The organism is Sphingorhabdus sp., from assembly GCF_046154385.1.
Classification (GTDB): Bacteria; Pseudomonadota; Alphaproteobacteria; order Sphingomonadales; family Sphingomonadaceae; genus Sphingorhabdus_B.
The window spans coordinates 1-15216 of sequence record NZ_JBJXFW010000027.1; the positions used below are offsets into that span (position 1 = coordinate 1).

The 15216-nt window shown below is 53.9% G+C and carries 20 protein-coding genes and 1 pseudogene; 10 read left to right on the forward strand and 11 right to left on the reverse strand.

Annotated elements, in window-relative coordinates:
- Window positions 1-154: 154 nt before the first annotated feature.
- The 3 genes from ACKVOS_RS05125 to ACKVOS_RS05135 all read right to left on the reverse strand — a co-directional run bounded on the left by ACKVOS_RS05125 (window position 155) and on the right by ACKVOS_RS05135 (window position 3101).
- Window positions 155-826, reverse strand: coding sequence for a purine phosphorylase (locus ACKVOS_RS05125; protein ID WP_409210941.1), 672 nt, complete (start codon window positions 824-826; stop codon window positions 155-157).
- 74 nt (window positions 827-900) lie between these two features.
- Entirely contained in the window at window positions 901-2208 is a 1308-nt protein-coding gene (locus ACKVOS_RS05130) for an FAD-dependent oxidoreductase (protein WP_409210942.1), read from the reverse strand.
- Window positions 2209-2270: 62 nt separating this feature from the next.
- On the reverse strand, window positions 2271-3101 hold the full coding sequence (locus ACKVOS_RS05135) for an alpha/beta fold hydrolase (RefSeq protein WP_409210943.1): 831 nt from the start codon (window positions 3099-3101) through the stop codon (window positions 2271-2273).
- A gap of 116 nt (window positions 3102-3217) precedes the next feature.
- On the opposite strand from ACKVOS_RS05135, the gene ACKVOS_RS05140 reads away from it, so the two are divergent.
- Window positions 3218-3604 (forward strand): type II toxin-antitoxin system RelE/ParE family toxin, encoded by a 387-nt coding sequence (locus ACKVOS_RS05140; RefSeq protein ID WP_409210944.1) that lies wholly within the window; start codon window positions 3218-3220, stop codon window positions 3602-3604.
- Window positions 3605-3606: 2 nt separating this feature from the next.
- Window positions 3607-3927, forward strand: coding sequence for a helix-turn-helix domain-containing protein (locus ACKVOS_RS05145; protein ID WP_218939480.1), 321 nt, complete (start codon window positions 3607-3609; stop codon window positions 3925-3927).
- 99 nt (window positions 3928-4026) lie between these two features.
- On the opposite strand, the gene ACKVOS_RS05150 is transcribed toward ACKVOS_RS05145, so the two are convergent.
- The 6 genes from ACKVOS_RS05150 to ACKVOS_RS05175 all read right to left on the reverse strand — a co-directional run bounded on the left by ACKVOS_RS05150 (window position 4027) and on the right by ACKVOS_RS05175 (window position 8016).
- Window positions 4027-4119, reverse strand: coding sequence for a DUF2442 domain-containing protein (locus ACKVOS_RS05150; RefSeq protein WP_409210959.1), 93 nt, complete (start codon window positions 4117-4119; stop codon window positions 4027-4029).
- 65 nt (window positions 4120-4184) lie between these two features.
- Window positions 4185-5939 carry an alpha/beta fold hydrolase gene (locus ACKVOS_RS05155; protein WP_409210945.1) on the reverse strand — a complete coding sequence of 585 codons (1755 nt, stop codon included), beginning with the start codon at window positions 5937-5939 and terminating at the stop codon, window positions 4185-4187.
- Window positions 5940-6017: 78 nt separating this feature from the next.
- On the reverse strand, window positions 6018-6677 hold the full coding sequence (locus tag ACKVOS_RS05160; protein WP_409210946.1) for an aquaporin: 660 nt from the start codon (window positions 6675-6677) through the stop codon (window positions 6018-6020).
- A gap of 8 nt (window positions 6678-6685) precedes the next feature.
- The gene (locus ACKVOS_RS05165) at window positions 6686-7201 is read right to left on the reverse strand and encodes an arsenate reductase ArsC (RefSeq protein ID WP_409210947.1); all 516 of its coding nucleotides are present in this window, start codon (window positions 7199-7201) and stop codon (window positions 6686-6688) included.
- A 3-nt stretch (window positions 7202-7204) separates the two neighbouring features.
- Window positions 7205-7675 (reverse strand): ArsI/CadI family heavy metal resistance metalloenzyme, encoded by a 471-nt coding sequence (locus ACKVOS_RS05170; protein ID WP_409210948.1) that lies wholly within the window; start codon window positions 7673-7675, stop codon window positions 7205-7207.
- Complete coding sequence (locus ACKVOS_RS05175) at window positions 7672-8016, reverse strand: ArsR/SmtB family transcription factor (protein WP_409210949.1); 345 nt, start codon at window positions 8014-8016, stop codon at window positions 7672-7674. Before ACKVOS_RS05175 ends, ACKVOS_RS05170 begins: the two co-directional genes overlap by 4 nt.
- A gap of 171 nt (window positions 8017-8187) precedes the next feature.
- Here ACKVOS_RS05175 and ACKVOS_RS05180 point away from each other — a divergent pair, with 171 nt between their 5' ends.
- Entirely contained in the window at window positions 8188-8676 is a 489-nt protein-coding gene (locus ACKVOS_RS05180) for a DUF1579 domain-containing protein (protein ID WP_409210950.1), read from the forward strand.
- Here the strand turns inward: ACKVOS_RS05180 and ACKVOS_RS05185 are convergent.
- Window positions 8673-10535, reverse strand: a complete 1863-nt coding sequence (locus tag ACKVOS_RS05185; RefSeq protein ID WP_409210951.1) for an ABC-F family ATP-binding cassette domain-containing protein — start codon at window positions 10533-10535, stop codon at window positions 8673-8675. The genes ACKVOS_RS05180 and ACKVOS_RS05185 overlap by 4 nt on opposite strands.
- 130 nt (window positions 10536-10665) lie before the next feature.
- On the opposite strand from ACKVOS_RS05185, the gene ACKVOS_RS05190 reads away from it, so the two are divergent.
- The 7 genes from ACKVOS_RS05190 (at window position 10666) to ACKVOS_RS05220 (ending at window position 14743) form a co-directional block, all read left to right on the forward strand.
- Complete coding sequence (locus ACKVOS_RS05190; protein WP_409210952.1) at window positions 10666-10827, forward strand: Flp family type IVb pilin; 162 nt, start codon at window positions 10666-10668, stop codon at window positions 10825-10827.
- Between the two features lie 179 nt (window positions 10828-11006).
- Window positions 11007-11369: a type II toxin-antitoxin system RelE/ParE family toxin gene (locus ACKVOS_RS05195; protein ID WP_409210953.1), complete on the forward strand. Its 363-nt coding sequence runs from the start codon at window positions 11007-11009 to the stop codon at window positions 11367-11369.
- Window positions 11366-11734 carry a helix-turn-helix domain-containing protein gene (locus ACKVOS_RS05200; RefSeq protein ID WP_409210954.1) on the forward strand — a complete coding sequence of 123 codons (369 nt, stop codon included), beginning with the start codon at window positions 11366-11368 and terminating at the stop codon, window positions 11732-11734. Before ACKVOS_RS05195 ends, ACKVOS_RS05200 begins: the two co-directional genes overlap by 4 nt.
- A gap of 23 nt (window positions 11735-11757) precedes the next feature.
- Entirely contained in the window at window positions 11758-12924 is a 1167-nt protein-coding gene (locus ACKVOS_RS05205) for a nucleoside triphosphate pyrophosphohydrolase family protein (protein WP_409210955.1), read from the forward strand.
- Window positions 12921-13589: a uracil-DNA glycosylase gene (locus ACKVOS_RS05210; RefSeq protein ID WP_409210956.1), complete on the forward strand. Its 669-nt coding sequence runs from the start codon at window positions 12921-12923 to the stop codon at window positions 13587-13589. Before ACKVOS_RS05205 ends, ACKVOS_RS05210 begins: the two co-directional genes overlap by 4 nt.
- A 56-nt stretch (window positions 13590-13645) precedes the next feature.
- A complete protein-coding gene (locus ACKVOS_RS05215; RefSeq protein WP_409210957.1) occupies window positions 13646-14110 on the forward strand; it encodes a hypothetical protein in 465 nt (154 codons plus the stop codon).
- Between the two features lie 9 nt (window positions 14111-14119).
- Entirely contained in the window at window positions 14120-14743 is a 624-nt protein-coding gene (locus tag ACKVOS_RS05220; protein ID WP_409210958.1) for a hypothetical protein, read from the forward strand.
- 26 nt (window positions 14744-14769) lie between these two features.
- On the opposite strand, the pseudogene ACKVOS_RS05225 reads toward ACKVOS_RS05220, so the two are convergent.
- Window positions 14770-15216: pseudogene (locus ACKVOS_RS05225) on the reverse strand (elongation factor 4); the annotation flags it as partial.

Below are 15216 nucleotides of genomic sequence, written 5' to 3' on the forward strand. Positions count from 1 at the left end.
CAGGGTCTTATTACTGCGGTGTTGAAAACTAAGACCCTGAAACAAGTTCAGGGTGACGGGGGGTTGGGAAATACAGTTAGATGTGGTTGGGAGTTCAGGGTGACGAAGTTTAACGAAAGAAAACGAACTTATTCGTCCAAAGCCAAGGACCAAACTACAACGCCGAGATCATCCGCTCTGCCGCCGCCGCCGCAATTTTTGCCGCGCGTTTCAAATTGCTCTGGAAATCCCCACTGCTGTCGCCATCGGCATTGTCGGTGGTCGCCTTGATCGCGGCCCAGGACAGGTCCATCCGTGCCGCCGCTTGTGCAACGGCGGCGGTTTCCATGTCTATAATGTCACCCCCCAATGTTTCTTGTAGCCGCCGGCTTTGATCGGGGTTTTCAATAAAGCTGTCGGTGGTGATTATCCGCGCTTTCGGCAGGCCGATGTCCGGCGTGACTTTGGCCCGGAACACCTCAACATGCTCCTCCCCAATTGGCCATGCACCGGCGCTATAATGGGCGAAATGATCGTGCCGTGATGCGCCATAATCGCCCTGTACTGCTTCGGTAATCTGGAAACAGTCAGCGTTGATGTCGGTCAACTTGCCTGCTGTGCCCACAACCATCAGCAACTGGACTTCATAATGATCGACCAGCATCATCGCCGCCATGGCAGCATTGACCTTGCCTATACCGCTGCAGGTAATGGCGATATCCTTACCGGCAAAGCGCACTTGCCGCACAAGAAATCCGTGCAGCGGTTCTCCATGCGCGCTTTGGCCCGAAAATAGCGCGGCCGCTTCTGCGTCTACGCCGGTAATAATGCCTATCCGTTCGATCATTTTTGCCACCCTGCTGTCACATAAAGTCAATGACTTAACGCAGTTTTTATGTGATTATCATGACAGCGGCAAATTTATCCCCCCGCCTTTATCATATCCTCGATACGCACAAACTTCTCGCGAGGGGCACCTTCGCGGGCGCGAGCGGTTTCGGCTTCTTCGATCTTCTTCCAGTCGCTGAATTTCACAACTTGAACGCCGCGCGTTTCCAACAAGGCATCAAGCCCCGGCCGTCCCGTTTTACCCTCGCCCTCCCCGATATCGTCGGCCACCATATCGATGATAGTATATCCGTCGGGCCGGTTGGTGCCGATGGTTCCGGATGGACCACGCCGCGCCCACCCGACACAGTATAAACCCGGCAAGATCCGACCTTCGACATTGGCAAAGCGGCCACGCCCATGTTCAAAGGGCACACCGTCGATAGATGGGGTCTCGTAACCGATACAGCTGATGACCATTGAACAATCGATGGCATAGGTTTCGCCAGTGCCGACGCTGCGTAGCTGTTCGTCGAGCCGGGTTCGTTCGACCATGATGCGGTCGACTTTAATATCGCCTTCAATGGCAACCGGGGCGGCAAAGAAATCAAAGTTGATGCTGATATCTTTATCGGCACGGTACGCCTCGGGAATGGCGGCGAATTCCCGGAGATGCGTAACGGATTTGCGCATTCCGGGTTCAAGCAGCGCATCTTCACCGATGTCGGGCAGATCATCCTTTTCAACACGCGGCGTGGCGCGCGCCAAATGCCCCAATTCGCCCAGTTCCTTGGGTGTCATTGCTATCTGGTGCGGGCCACGGCGACCCAAAATGGTAATCTCTTCGACAGCGGACGCATCGAGCCGATCCAGCGCATGGCTGACAATATCCGATCCACCAAATTCGGCCCGGGTTTTGGACAGGATACGCGCCACATCAAGGGCGACATTGCCATTGCCAATAATAACCACATGCCGACCATCCAGCGGCGGTTCAAGGTCGGCAAAGTCCGGATGGCCGTTATACCAGCCGACAAAGGCCGCGCTTCCAAAAACTCCAGGCAAATCGCCGCCCGCGATTTCCAGTTTGCGGTCATTGGGCGCGCCGGTGGCCAGAATTACGGCATCGTAAAGGTCTTGCAATTCGTCGACGCTGACATCCGTGCCGACCGTGACATTGCCGACAAAGCGGACATTTTCCGACAATGCTACCTTCTCATAACGGCCCGAAACCGCCTTGATCGATTGATGGTCGGGTGCGACGCCAAAGCGGATGAGGCCAAAGGGAACCGGCAACCTGTCAATGATATCGATACGGACATCGGATCCGAATTTCTTTTGCGCGGCCTCTGCAGAATAATAGCCTGCCGGGCCGGAACCAATAATCGCGATATGCCGCATGGGCTCTCTCCTTACCCTTGATTCGACACGCTAACGTCGAACCAGCGAAAAGGAAGAGCGCATTATGCGGCTTGCTTTACTTCTTCCCTTTTATCCAGGAAGCCCCGTATTGCGGCGATGCTTTGCTCGACATGGCTTAACAGGAAAAGATGCCCGCCCTCTTCAACCACGAACAATTCGCTATTGGGAATGAGGAACTTCAGGAATTTTCCGTTGGCGAGCGGTACAATCTGGTCATCCCCGCCCATCATGATGAGCGTTTCGGTTTGCAAGAACGGCAGAAACGGCGCGCTGGTCCAGCCCATCATCGCCATCAACTGATAGAAATAACCGGTTTTCGACGGCGGTTTCAGGCGGTTGATATGCTCCGCCTTGTTGCCCACCATACCGCCATACAGCGTCTGGAAATGCTTGGCCATGAATTCCGGATCGATGTAACGGCGCGGGTCCGCCATTTTGATGAGTGCAGCAGGGTTCCCCGGCACCATCAACATTCCGGCGCTGGTTGCAACAAGGATCAGCTTGTTGGTGCGCGCGCCGTTCTGGATCGCAAATTGCTGCGCCATCGCCCCGCCCCAGCTGACGCCCATGACGTCAACGAGCGGCATTTCGAAACGGTCGAGCAACAACGCCGCAATCCGCGACATGAGTATCGCATTATACGGCACCACCGGATCAGGCGAACCGCCTATGCCGGGCATGTCAAAGGTGATGAAGTCGCGATCATCCATCAATTCCGCCATCGGCGCCATCGCCTCGATATTCGCGCCAATGCCGTTGAAGAATAATATGGGAAGCTTGGGGTTTGCCTTGCTGGCGCGCCAGACAGCAACGCGCAACGTGCGGCCGTCAACGGTCTCCATACTGTAAACTGGCTCGCGGCCCTTGCTCATGTTCGTTCCCCTGCCCCTATGTACGGGTCGCTCGGGCTTTGGTTTAACCGAACGGTTAGATGGTGCAAGTCAATTCCGTATCTTGCGTTAGGTAGCACTGGGTGCTATACAAATTCATGCCTAAAGAGAACTGCCAACGCGCTTTCAAAACGGCATGGTTTGCAAAAGCCGCGCAAAGGGCAAGGATTTCGGACGCGGTTTTATGCAAAGCTATAGTGCAAGTGATGGCGGGACAGGCTGATGATCTCGGCGGCGGCGTTTATAAAAAGCGGCTGTCGAACAACCAGTATCGCTCGATTATCTTGGCGCGTGGTGGTGATTTTTGGGTGTATCAATATCTTTTCGCGAAACAAGATCGCGCCAATATTGATGAAAGTGAATTGAACATTTTGCGAGCGGCTTCGAAGCAATATGCCAACTTGTCTGACGTCCAGATCAATCAACAAGTTGCAAATGGAAAACTGCTTGAACTTGATATTACCGATCCGGATACAAGGAAATGAAAATGGGCAACAGTAAATTCAAAAATGACCTCTACGAATCCGTCCATGAATCAATGGCAGGGCTTTACGAATCTGGCGCAATCGATGCGATCACCATGCGGGAATTTGACGAAGCCTGCCTCTCTGCTGTCCCTAAACTCGCCCCCAAGGATATCCGGCGGTTACGCAAGGCCAACAAAGTCAGCCAGCCGGTCTTTGCCCGCTATCTGGGCACCAGCGAGTCGACGGTCGAAAAGTGGGAAAGCGGCGCTAAGCGACCCAGTGGCATGGCCTTGAAGCTGCTATCGATTGTCGAGAAACACGGATTGCAGATGTTGGCTTGAACACGGGTCTGGTGGGTGCGACACAAATGCTGCACCTTTATTTGATCCCATATTTTCCACATAGCGAATCAACGCTGACGTCACAGTGCGTGTAATGGTTCAGCCGCCTTCGCAGCGTGCGCGTTGTTCAACGGACGCATTTGCCAACCGCGGATACCATGCAAGAGGTGCGGAAATAGTCCGCCCATCCATGATGGTCGACAATCAGGCTGCACTCGTCAAAGCGCACATGAGAACGCGCTCGTCACTCAAACCCCTCACTCCAAAACATACAAGCCCGGTGCGGCCTCCATCGCGGGATACGCCTTGCTCCCCAGCGCGGTCGGCGCTGCGACCTCCTTGCCTGACCGCGCGTGCAGCCATTCCATCCAATGCGGCCACCAGCTTCCGGCGACTTCTTCGGTCCCCTTCATCCATTCGCCCACATCGGCAGGGGTCTTGCCCTTTGAATGCTTCCAATATTTCGCTTTGGGGTTGCCCGGCGGGTTGAGGATTGCCTGCATATGGCCAGCTTGGCTGAGGATAAATTCGACATTTTTCGCGCCGAACAACTGGGTTGAACGATAGCAAGCGCGCCATGGCGTAATATGGTCGGTTGTCCCGCCCAATATGAACATATCGCCGGTCACCTTGGTCAGGTCGAGCGTATGATCGGCAATCTCGAATGTTCCCGGCGCTGCATAAGCATTGGCTTCGAACAGTTCGAGGAAATCGCCCATCAACGCCGATGACAGGTTAGTGGCATCGGCATTCCAGAACAATATATCGAACGCGGGCGGATCATCGCCCAGCAGGTAATTGTTGATGACATAGTTCCAGATCAGGTCATTCGGTCGCAGCCACGCAAAGCCCCGCGCTAGGCTGGAGCCTTCGATGACGCCCTTTTTCGACGCCCGCTGCCGCGCCAGCGCGATGCCGTTATGCGATACCAGCGAAGATGCTTCGGTATCGCCCGGTTTGGGTTCGAGCACGCACACCATCATGGTGATGGCGTTGGCGCTGGTGTCTCCCATCGACGCGAGCTTGGACAGCAGAACCGACATGGTCTGACCGCCGGAACATCCGCCCGAGACATTGACCTTGTCGCTGCCGGTGATGTCGCACACAACGTCCAGCGCCTTGATGCAGCTTTCAATATATTCGGCCATGCCCCAGACGCCCATTTCGTCGGTCGGGTTACGCCACGAGATCATGAAGGGCTGGATACCGTGATCGGTCTGCCACTTGATCACCGACTTTTCGGGTGAAAGGTCGTTGATATACATTTTGTTGATCTGCGGCGGGATGGTCAGTTGTGGGATCGCATAGACCTTGTCAGTGGTCGGCGCATATTGGACCAGTTCGAACCGTTCGTCTCGGTAGACGACGGAGCCCTTGGCAGTCGCAACATTCTCACCCAATTTGAAGGGTTTTTTGTTGACCTGGCTCACCATCATGTCGTTGTGAACCATGTCGTTATAGGCGTTTTTCAAACCCTTAACGAGGCTAAGCCCGCCTGAATCCACCAGCCGCTTTTGCGCGGTCGGGTTGCCGATCAGGCTGTTGGTCGGCGACAGCGCATCGATGATGATCTGCGAAATGAAGTTTGCCCGGTCACGCTCCAGCGCGTCCATTTCCAGATCTTCGATATAACTTTTGACGCCCTTCTGGACCGCCAGATAATATTGCGCGCCCGCCTTGAAAAAGGGATTGAACGCCCAAGCCGGGTCCATGAAACGCTTGTCCTTGGCGTCGGGTGCAAGTTCGGACTTGCCAGTTATGATCTTGACAACATCCTCGCTGAAATTGCCCATCGCCTTGAATGCCTTGTCAGGATTTGTCGCGGTCTGGCGCAGCATCAGGCCGATGGCCCCGATAAAATCCTCACGTGCCAAACCGGCCAGCGGCCCGAGCGCCATCGTCGCGTCATTGGCAGCGTCAAATGCCCCTGCCATCCCGCTAAACGGTGTTCCCTTTTTGGCTTTCTTTGCGCCTGCTTTTTTCTCGGTGCCTTTTTCAGCTTTTCCGGCCATGAACCTCTCCTTTTCCCGGCAAGAGAGATTGCACGGACTTTCGCTCACGTCAATTGAGCTGAATTCCCGAATTGGTAACTATCGCTTTTCCGGAAGGTCGAAAATGAAATGCGCCATCGCCAGCCCGGATAGTGCACCCAATATTTGGGCAACAATGAACGGAGCGACATCAACGGGCGCAATTCCGGCGAAGCTGTTGCTCAAGCTGCGCGCAATTGTAATCGCCGGATTGGCAAAACTTGTCGATGACGTAAACCAGTAAGCCGCGATAATATACAACGAGACACTGATCGGCACCAGATGGGCGCGGGTTTTCAATGTCCCCAAGATGGTAAGAACCAGACCGGAAGTTGCCACAAATTCGCCAGCCCATTGCCCCACACCGGTTCGGCTTTTTGTCGAAAGCTGCCATATTGGCTCGTCGAACATCAGATGCGCGGTCCACACCCCTGCGATCCCTCCTGCCAGTTGCGCCAGGATAAAGACAAGCGCCGTCGTCGTCGCCAAATCCTTGCGGAGCCGCATGACCAACGTCACCGCCGGGTTGAAATGCGCGCCCGAAATCGGCCCCAGCATTGTTATCAGCGCGAACAGCATCGCACCGGTTGCGATCGCATTGCCCAGCAAGGCGACGGCAACATTGCCGTCCGACAAACGCTCGGCCATAATTCCAGAACCGACCACTGTTGCGAACAGGAAAAAGGAACCCACGGCCTCTGCAGCAATTGACCGGCGCATATCCGGTTTCAACCTGACACCTGTGTAGACGCCCCTTCCTGCCGTCCGATATCCTTTAACTTTGCTTTCAAAGCCATATCGTCGATGGCCGACAAAGGCAAAGCGAGGAAAAGTTCGATCCGCCGCCGCAAATAACGCAATGCCTGCACAAAAGCGTCGCGTTGACCTTCGCCTTCTATCGCAGCGGGGTCTTCGATACCCCAATGGGCGGTCATTGGATGCCCCGGCCAAATCGGGCATGTTTCGCCAGCTGCATTGTCGCAAACGGTAAAAATGAAATCGAAAACAGGCGCATCGGGACCTGAAAATTCGTCCCAGCTCTTTGAACGAAAAGCTGCGTGCGGAAAGCCTAAACTCTCCAGCACTTCCAGCGCCATCGGGTGCACCTGACCTTTGGGAAAGCTACCCGCGCTGAAGGCCGCAAACCGGCCTGCCCCGTCATGGTTCAGCAAGGATTCCGCAAGGATCGAGCGCGCCGAATTGCCGGTGCACAGGAACAGCACATTATAGACACGCTGTGCCATGGCTCAACAGCATCCCTTCGGTGCCGCTTCGACCTTGGGGGCGCAGCAGGCGGTGGCGGCGGCATTGTCGCCGCTGAGTTGTTCGAAATCGGGACTGTCACCATAGATGGTGGACTCGCCATGCGTCAGGAAAGCTTCCCATACAACGCCGTCGGGGTCGGTAATCCAGCTTTTCTCGGATTTGGCATAACAGCAGGTCGTCGCGCCTTCTTCCAGCACCGGTCCGCCTGCCAGCTTTAACCGACCATAGACATCGGCGAGTTCCGACCCGTCCTCGACCTGGATACCCAGATGCTCGACGCCCTTGACCGCGCCTTCCTTGCAGGAAATGGCGAAATTGACGCGGGGGTCATCGAGCATCCATTTGGCATAATCGGACTTGGTGACGCTGGGTTCAGCGCCGAAAAGCGCGGAGTAGAAGGCGACCGACTGGTCCAGATTGTCGACGCCAATATGCACATGCAGCCTTTTCATGCAGCATTCCTTTCTGTGTCATTTGGGGTTTCGCACGATGCCGCAGGCACACAACTTTGCCCGCCGCAGCAATTTTCGGTGAGATAGGCCATCAACCCGCCCATCGCGGCATAGTCCGCGCTGTAGATCAGCGAACGGCTCTGCCGCCGTTGTCGGATAAGTCCGGCATGGCTGAGCTGCGCGAGATGGAAGCTCATGGACGAGGCAGGCGCGCCGACGGCCTCGGCAATGGCGCCTGCCGGAAGCCCCGCTTCGCCCGCCTGCACCAGCAAGCGGAACGCCGCGAGGCGATGTTCCTGCGCAAGGGCGGCCAAGGCACGAATGGTGGTGTTACTGTCCATGACGAATCCATATTTCCATAATTATCGAATCATTGAATAAAGCGCCGTCCCTGTTGTGTCAACCGGGTTGAAACAACGCAGGGAGCGCTCCTGACTTGTTTCGCAAAAGAGTTGACAATTCTTCGGAACATATAAAGAACATTGGGATATTACAGACTCAGCGAGGCCAATATGTCACCATCCCCGGAAATATCGCACGACTTCGATTTCGAATTCGGCCGATGGCGCGTTGCCCATCGCCGGTTGAAAGAACGGCTCGTCCAGAGCGCCGATTGGGAAGAATTTGAAGGCACAGCCGAAACCCGCCCAATTCTGGGTGGCAACGGCAATGTTGAAGATAACTTATTGCATATCGCACCGGGCAGCTATCGCGCGGTGGCGTTGCGATCTTATGATGTTGCAACGGGAAACTGGGCCATCTGGTGGCTCGACGGGCGCAGTCCCCATGCGTTGGACGTGCCGGTCATCGGCCAGTTTGAAAATGGAGTCGGGACATTTTACGCTGAAGATTATTTTGAAGGCCAACCCCTAAAGGTCCGGTTCATCTGGTCCCGAACAGATACGCCCTCCCCACGTTGGGAGCAGGCCATGTCCCTCGACGGCGGCGAAAGTTGGGAGACGAATTGGACGATGGATTTCAATCGCGACAGTATCAGCTAAGCCTTCTCCAAAGCCTCGCTCGCCGCGACCCAGCGTGCTTCGGCTGCTTCCTGTGCAGCAATAATCTTGCCGCGCCGTTGGGACAGTTCGCCCATCGTCAGGTCCTTATACTCGTTCGCGGCCGACGCGGGATCAAACATCGCCTTGTCGATGGCGGATAGCACGACCTCGAGCTTCGCCAGATCCGCCTCGGCATCGCTGACCGCGCGTTTCAGCTTTGCCTGCTCCTCACGGGCAGCGGCTTGTGCCTTTTTGTCTTCCTTGCGGTCGGCCTTCGACATTTTTTCCTTGGCCGGTGTCTTGCCCAAGATCATGTCGGTATAATCGTCGATGCTGCCCTGATATTCGGTGGCCGTGCCATTATCGACAAGCACCAGCCGGTCGGCAGTCAGCTCGAGCATGTGACGGTCATGGCTGACCAGAACCACCGCGCCGTCATAATCGTTGAGCGCCTGCACCAAAGCCTCGCGCGCGTCGACGTCCAAGTGGTTTGTCGGCTCATCGAGGATAAGCATATGCGGTGCATCGCGGGTAATCAGCGCCAGCGCCAACCGCGCACGTTCACCGCCCGACAGCTTGCCAACCAATGTCGTCGCCTTCGCGCCCGAAAATCCGAACCGTCCCAATTGCGCGCGCACCGCGCCCGGGGTTGCCCCCTTCATCAACCGGCTCATATGTTCAAGCGGCGTGTCCTTGCCGTCGAGTTCCTCGACCTGATATTGCGTGAAGTAGCCGACGCGCATCTTGCCCGACGCCGACATCGCGCCATCCATCGGGGCGAGCTGCGCGGCGAGCAACCGCGCCAGCGTCGTCTTGCCGTTCCCGTTGCGTCCGAGCAACGCCACACGGTCGTCGGGGTCGAGCCGCAGGTTCAGGCGCTGCAATATCGGCTTGTTTTCGGCATAACCCACCGCTGCCATATCGAGTGTGACCAATGGCGGGCGCAGTTCGTCCGGCGACGGAAAGTCAAAGCTGAGCGTCGGATCTTCGGCCATCGCGGCAATCGGCTGCATCCGTGCCAGCGCCTTTGCGCGCGACTGTGCCTGCTTTGCGGTCGAGGCACGGGCCGAGTTGCGTGCAACATAGTCCTGCAGCTTGGCACGCTGTGCGTCCTGGCTGGCCTTGGCCGCGGCAAGCTGCGCCGCGCGCTCCGCCCGTTGCCGTTCGAAACTGTCATAGCCGCCCGAATAGAGTGTGACCGCGCCGCCTTCCAGATGCAGGATATTGTCGACCACATTGTTCAACAAATCGCGTTCGTGGCTGATCACCACCATCATCGACGGATAGGATTTGAGGAAATTTTCCAGCCACAATGTCGCTTCGAGGTCCAAGTGGTTCGAAGGCTCGTCAAGCAACAATAGGTCAGGTTCTGAAAACAGCAACGCCGCCAGAGCCACGCGCATTTTCCAACCGCCTGAATAGCTGTCAAGCGGCCGACCCTGCATTTCTTCGTCGAAACCAAGCCCGACCAATATCCGCGCCGCCCGTGCAGGCGCGGTATAAGCGTCTATCGCGATCAGGCGCTCATGCAGTTCGCCGAGCCGGTCTGGGTCGGCGCAATGCTCCGCCTCTTCCATCAACGCCGCGCGCTCGACATCACCTGCAAGCACGGTGTCAAACGGCGTCGCCGTGCCCGACGGCGCCTCCTGCGCGATATAGCCGATGCGTGTGTTTTTGGGCATTTCGATAGCGCCGTCATCCGCTTCAAGCTCGCCGATCATCACCTTCATCAAGGTCGACTTGCCAGCGCCATTGCGCCCGATCAGGCCAACGCGCGAAAAAGGAGGCAAGGCCGCCGTGGCGCGGTCAAGGATAGTGCGTCCGCCAAGGCGCACGGTGATACCGTTCAGATTGAGCATGATGGCGCGCGCCTAGCAGAGCGCGCGCCCTGTGTCATGTGGGATTATGGGGTGAGCCAAGTAAACCAAACCCCGCGCCCACCGTTTTTACTTTTACCGGGGAAAACCCCCAAACGGATGAGGAGCAATCATGACCGACATATCAGCACTGGGCAAAAACGAAGACGGCGCAACAGCGATAGAATATGGCCTAATCGCCGCGCTGATCGCGCTGGCGGCGATTATTGCGTTTACGTCGCTGGGGCTGAATTTGGCGGGGATTTTTAATAGGATTTCGAATGCTTTGAGGTAGGTGGGGATTGCCTCATCTGTGGTGCATTAGAAGCGACCAGACAATTGTGAGCCGGTCGCTGCCGGGGCCCGACGAAAATGAGTGGAAGCGGTTTGTCATCTGGCGGCGGGAGTGGAGAGCTTCGAAGAAACTACGGCTTTGCCGTATAATTTAACTTGATCTAGTTAAGGCATTGCCGTATGGCTATCTCAATGGATGATGTCCCAGTTCACACTTTGGTAGAAGTCAAAGCTTTCACTGCGCGTGCAAAGAAGCTTGGGCTGTCAGCCGAAGAATTGGCATCAATCTATGATGTCTATGCCAAAACACCAGATTACGGGAAGGTAATCCGGAACACCGGCGGCTTGCGCAAGGGCCGGGTTGCGAAGGATCACAGCGGAAAAAGCGGCGGATATCGGGTGTTTAGTTTTTTTGCCGACCGCGACAACCCAGTGTTCCTGCTCTGGCTGCTCGACAAAACGGACGAGGACACACTGACCGACGAACAGGAAAAAGTTTTCAAGTCGTTGACTACATTGTTGAAAAAGGAGCTACGCACATGAAGGATGAAAATTTTCAGGGCATTGTTGCTGGGCTGAATGATGCAATCGCCTTTGTTCAGGGCGACAAAACCAAGGGCCACATTGCGGCCGGCCCCGACGTCAAAGCCATCCGCGCCAAGACCAAATTAACTCAGGTGAAGTTCGCCAGCAAGTTGCGCCTGCCCGTCGGCACTGTCCGTGATTGGGAGCAGCACCGGCGCTCACCCGATGCGCCTGCACGGACGTTATTGGGGATGGTGGATGCTGATCCGAAGGCGGCGTTGGCATTGATTGAGAAGGTGGCGGGCGAATTTGGTTTGTCGTTGTTGCACGGTAATTCCGGTAAAAAACCCGTGGATAAAATAAATGAATCTATGGGACAATAATATCGGGACAGTTATATGACCTAATGGCAAAGGTGCTAATTAGATCATTAGATGATTACCAGCGGAGCGCGGTAGCAACCGACGTATCGAAAGGAACTGACAGTCCATCATTCATATTGCTTGGGCTATTTGGCGAAGCGGGCAGTGTTCTATCTGAGATAAAAAAGCGGGAGCGTGACAATTTAAAAGCCGCTGCATACATACACCGAATCGTAGAAGAACTTGGAGACTTGCTCTGGTACGTTGCGGCGGCGGCAGCAAGGAATGATATATTACTAAGCGAGATTGGTACTCAAATTGCTATTTCGCACAAAAAGCTAATATCAAACGAAGGTCATGATCTCGGATTTGCGGATATCCAATCGGTTCGTAAAGTAATCAACGTAAAACCGACACTGCTACTAGAATGGAATCTCATAAGTTTAGCTGAAAGTGTTGGGAAGTTAGTTTCTGATCACCGAACATTTCTGAAAAAACGTGATAGGACTATGCTAATTGACTCGTTTGTTACGGTGCTAAACGAGATGATCGCTGTAGCGAACCGAGTTGGAATTTCGCTCGAAATAGCTGCGGTCGAAAACCTTCGCAAAACGCAAAATCGATGGCCACGAGTTCGTCGTCCTTTGCCATATTTTGATGTAGGCTTTCCACGCTATGAACAAATTCCGAGACAACTGGAAGTTACAATACAGGAGCAAAAAACGCCAGGCGGCGGGTATTTTGTTCACCAAATATGCAATGGAATAAATATCGGCGATAGATTGACCGACAACATTTCTGACCCGGATGACTACCGGTTCCACGACGTTTTTCACTACGCTTACGCCGCCGTTTTAGGCTGGTCGCCCGTCATACGATCGCTGTATAAGCTGAAACGGAAAAGCAACAGAACAGTAGATGAGTGTCAGGACGGCGCTCGAGCAACGTTGATTGAAGAAGGCATATCGGCGATCGTGTTCAATGAGGCGAAGAAAAACAGTCTTTTTGCTGGGGTAAAAAGTGGAAAGCTAAGCTTCGATTTGTTAAAAACGATTCAAACTTTCGTTGATGGATACGAAGTTGACAAGCTGCCATATTGGGCATGGGAAGACGCTATTTTGCAGGGATATGAAGCATTCCGCTTCATAAAAGCACATCGGGGCGGCAGAATTTTGATAAATAAACGAAAACTGAAGGTAGAACCGCTATGAATGTTGAAGATTTTGTCGATAGAATAGCGGGTCTGTCGTTTCCTAATGTTTTTAATCCTTACTCTGATCGATGCGAAATTCATGATAAAAGGGATGCACCTGCTATTCGCCGACACAACTTGGCTTTGGCGATAACTGGGGCAATTGAGAGTAATGTCGAGTATCTTTGGGTAGCGAGAGATTTAGGATATCGCGGAGGTCGTAGAACAGGTTTGGCGCTGACCGATGATGTTCATGTGTCAGCATTTGGATCAATGCTAGGCGTTCCTGTTCAACGAGCAACCACGGGTGAGGCTGTAGCGGAGCGTACAGCGGCAACCGTTTGGAAGATAATTCGTGAATTCAACAAGCCTGTTTTTACATGGAATGTGTTTCCTTTCCATCCGTTTGAAAATGGGGATCAATTTACAAACCGTCAACATACACGACGGGAACGAATGGCATGCCAGAGCTTGCTCGAAAACTTGATACAAATTCTGCAGCCGAAGCAGATAATCGCCATCGGTAACAGTGCAGCCGAAGGACTGTTAGAATTAGGAGTAAAGGCCGAAAAGGTTCGGCATCCTAGCTATGGTGGCACAGCAGATTTCGTCTCAGGTTTATCTTCGATTTACCATCTCCAACCGCTGAATAAGACTCAAAGCGAATTTTCTTTTCATATCTGATCGCACTCGACATTACTCATGTTTCTGCTATGTTCCAAATCTAAGGAGCAGAGAATATGAAAGCTTGTGTAATCTATATATCTAGTGACGGGATTGATCCAAATCCAACTAAAGCAAAACTGGAGGGCAAGGGCTATACGGTGGTGCTATGTCCGGTTTCGGTAGATCAAGCTGAGGCAGCAGGCGAAGGAGATTTTTCGGCGTTGTCTGATGAAATGCGGACGGAGATTGAAACGTGCGACCTTTGCGTTGTCTTAATTTCAAAATGTGCCGACGGAAGTTTTGGATTTGGTGCGGCTGTCGGCTGTGCCGTAGAGGGCGGGTCAGATATTGTCGGAATTTGGACAAAAGATTCGGACGATATCGAGATTCCGTCGGTTTTGGTTGATTATGGTTGTGACATAGTCGGCGAAAATGACCCGAAATTTGATGATGTTATCGATGGCAATGTAGATAGCTGGAATGGGCCTAAAGGAGATACTGCTCCGACACCACCAAAGAGCAATCAGTCAAAATGTTGATTTGGTGACGTGAGAGTTTTTTCGTACCTTGTGGATCGTGATTGGGGATTTGCACCCAACCCGTTTTTTGGATTTTGCACTGTTGCTTGTTGTAAACCGACGATTAGACGTGTTGCGGAAGTCGGGGATATCATTGTCGGAACAGGTACAAAATCGAAGGGTTTGAGCGGCCGTTTAGTATTCGTTATGCGCGTCACCGAAAAGATGGATTTTCAATCTTATTGGGCTGACCCGAGATTTTTTCGCAAGCGACCGACGATGACGAAAGGAAGAATGGTCGGTTACGGCGACAATATTTACCAACCAGACGAAGGTGGCAATTGGACACAAATACCATCTCACCATAGTTTAGCAAATGGCGCCGAGAACCTTTATAATAAAAACAAAGATACCAGCTCGAACCACGTATTAATCTCAGATCAATATGTTTATTGGGGTGGTGATGGTCCGTCAGTCCCGAATTATCTTAGAGACTTTGAGGGTGTTGATTTATGTGCTCCTACTCAGGGCCACATCAGTGCCAAAATTTTTCCTGAGATGGCCGATGCTGTTTCTGAATTTTTGGACGGGCTCGGAAAACCGAGGATAAGAGGAAGGCCTGCGAGATGGTCTAAATCTGCAGATCAATGCTGAATTGAGCGCCTGCCTTATTCATACTTTTACTCCTCCCCTATCCTAAGCGCCGCAATAAACGCCTCCTGCGGGATGCTCACATTCCCATATTCACGCATCCGGGCCTTGCCCTTCTTCTGCTTCTCCAGCAGCTTCTTCTTGCGCGATATGTCGCCGCCGTAGCACTTGGCCGTCACGTCCTTGCGCATGGCGGCGATGGTTTCGCGGGCGATGACTTTGCCGCCGATCGCGGCTTGGATCGGGATTTTGAACAGATGGCGGGGGATCAGGTCTTTGAGGCGTTCGCACATGCCGCGACCGCGCGTCTCCGCCGTGCCGCGGTGGACGATCATCGATAGCGCGTCGACCGGTTCGGCGTTGACGAGGATGCTCATCTTGACGAGATCACCTTCGCGATAGCCGATCTGGTGATAGTCGAAGCTGGCATAACCACGGCTGATGCTCTTGAGCCGGTCGTAAAAATCGAACACCAC

Bases quoted from the DNA above. Each gene is read 5' to 3' on its own strand.
- ACKVOS_RS05130 (WP_409210942.1), bottom strand. From the start codon at position 2,208: ATGCGGCATATCGCGATTATTGGTTCCGGCCCGGCAGGCTATTATTCT.
- ACKVOS_RS05205 (WP_409210955.1), top strand. From the start codon at position 11,758: ATGGCAAAGGTGCTAATTAGATCATTAGATGATTACCAGCGGAGCGCG.
- ACKVOS_RS05165 (WP_409210947.1), bottom strand. From the start codon at position 7,201: ATGGCACAGCGTGTCTATAATGTGCTGTTCCTGTGCACCGGCAATTCG.
- ACKVOS_RS05215 (WP_409210957.1), top strand. From the start codon at position 13,646: ATGAAAGCTTGTGTAATCTATATATCTAGTGACGGGATTGATCCAAAT.
- ACKVOS_RS05200 (WP_409210954.1), top strand. From the start codon at position 11,366: ATGAAGGATGAAAATTTTCAGGGCATTGTTGCTGGGCTGAATGATGCA.
- ACKVOS_RS05135 (WP_409210943.1), bottom strand. From the start codon at position 3,101: ATGAGCAAGGGCCGCGAGCCAGTTTACAGTATGGAGACCGTTGACGGC.
- ACKVOS_RS05160 (WP_409210946.1), bottom strand. From the start codon at position 6,677: ATGCGCCGGTCAATTGCTGCAGAGGCCGTGGGTTCCTTTTTCCTGTTC.
- ACKVOS_RS05210 (WP_409210956.1), top strand. From the start codon at position 12,921: ATGAATGTTGAAGATTTTGTCGATAGAATAGCGGGTCTGTCGTTTCCT.
- ACKVOS_RS05195 (WP_409210953.1), top strand. From the start codon at position 11,007: ATGGCTATCTCAATGGATGATGTCCCAGTTCACACTTTGGTAGAAGTC.
- ACKVOS_RS05170 (WP_409210948.1), bottom strand. From the start codon at position 7,675: ATGAAAAGGCTGCATGTGCATATTGGCGTCGACAATCTGGACCAGTCG.
- ACKVOS_RS05175 (WP_409210949.1), bottom strand. From the start codon at position 8,016: ATGGACAGTAACACCACCATTCGTGCCTTGGCCGCCCTTGCGCAGGAA.
- ACKVOS_RS05140 (WP_409210944.1), top strand. From the start codon at position 3,218: ATGCCTAAAGAGAACTGCCAACGCGCTTTCAAAACGGCATGGTTTGCA.
- ACKVOS_RS05190 (WP_409210952.1), top strand. From the start codon at position 10,666: ATGACCGACATATCAGCACTGGGCAAAAACGAAGACGGCGCAACAGCG.
- ACKVOS_RS05180 (WP_409210950.1), top strand. From the start codon at position 8,188: ATGTCACCATCCCCGGAAATATCGCACGACTTCGATTTCGAATTCGGC.
- ACKVOS_RS05145 (WP_218939480.1), top strand. From the start codon at position 3,607: ATGGGCAACAGTAAATTCAAAAATGACCTCTACGAATCCGTCCATGAA.
- ACKVOS_RS05185 (WP_409210951.1), bottom strand. From the start codon at position 10,535: ATGCTCAATCTGAACGGTATCACCGTGCGCCTTGGCGGACGCACTATC.
- ACKVOS_RS05150 (WP_409210959.1), bottom strand. From the start codon at position 4,119: ATGGATGGGCGGACTATTTCCGCACCTCTTGCATGGTATCCGCGGTTG.
- ACKVOS_RS05155 (WP_409210945.1), bottom strand. From the start codon at position 5,939: ATGGCCGGAAAAGCTGAAAAAGGCACCGAGAAAAAAGCAGGCGCAAAG.
- ACKVOS_RS05125 (WP_409210941.1), bottom strand. From the start codon at position 826: ATGATCGAACGGATAGGCATTATTACCGGCGTAGACGCAGAAGCGGCC.